Source organism: Georgenia daeguensis (genome assembly GCF_039537705.1).
GTDB lineage: Bacteria > Actinomycetota > Actinomycetes > Actinomycetales > Actinomycetaceae > Georgenia > Georgenia daeguensis.
Map to the genome: position 1 here is coordinate 1 of NZ_BAABBA010000087.1, position 848 is coordinate 848.

Annotated in this window: 1 pseudogene; it reads left to right on the plus strand. The window is 68.6% G+C overall.

The annotated features are described in order from the left end of the window. Positions 1-83: 83 nt before the first annotated feature. Positions 84-848: pseudogene (locus ABD774_RS21525) on the plus strand (IS3 family transposase); the annotation flags it as partial.

Genomic DNA, 848 nt, shown 5'->3' on the forward strand with positions numbered 1-848 from the left:
TGGGCTGACCCCTTCTCGTAGGTCCGGTGGTTCTGAGAGTCGTCCTGTTGCCCGAGGGTTCGGGCAGGGAGACTGGTCAGATCATGTCGAACAGCAGGAAGCGTCACACCCCGGAGCAGGTCGTCCGCAAGCTCGGGCAGGCCGACAGGATGCTCGCCGACGGCGCGGATGTCGCGGCGGTGTGCCGGGAGCTCGGGGTGTCCGAGCAGACGTACTACCGGTGGCGGAACCAGTTCGGCGGACTCAAGGCCGACGACGCGAAGCGCCTCAAGGAGCTTGAGAAGCAGAACGGGACGCTCAAGCGGCTGCTCGCCGAGGCGGAGCTGGAGAAGGCCGCGCTCAAGGAGCTGGCTGAGGGAAACTTCTAGGCCCGGGCAGGCGCCGTGCCGCCGTCGCTCACCTTCAGCGCAAGCTGCGGGTGAGTGAACGGATGGCGTGCCGTCTGGTCGGGCTGTCACGCTCCGCGTACCGGCGGCCGCTCAAGGGCGACACGGCAGCGGACCCGGACCGGGCGTTGCGGGACTGGCTGCGTGCCTGGGCGAAGAAGCACCCCCGCTACGGGTACCGGCGCGCGTATCACGATGCGCGCGCCGAGGGGTGGGTGGTGAATCACAAGAAGATCCAGCGCCTCTGGCGTGATGAGGGTCTTCGCGTCCCGCAGCGGCGTCGACGCAAGCGCATCGGGTCCTCGACCGTCGACGCGCCGACGGCGGACGCGCCGAACGTGGTGTGGGCGGTGGACTTCCAGTTCGACGCCGACGAGCAGGGCCGGCCGATCAAGATCTGCTCGATCGTCGACGAGCACACCCGGGAGTGCATCGGTGGGCTGGTGGAGCGCTCGATTACCG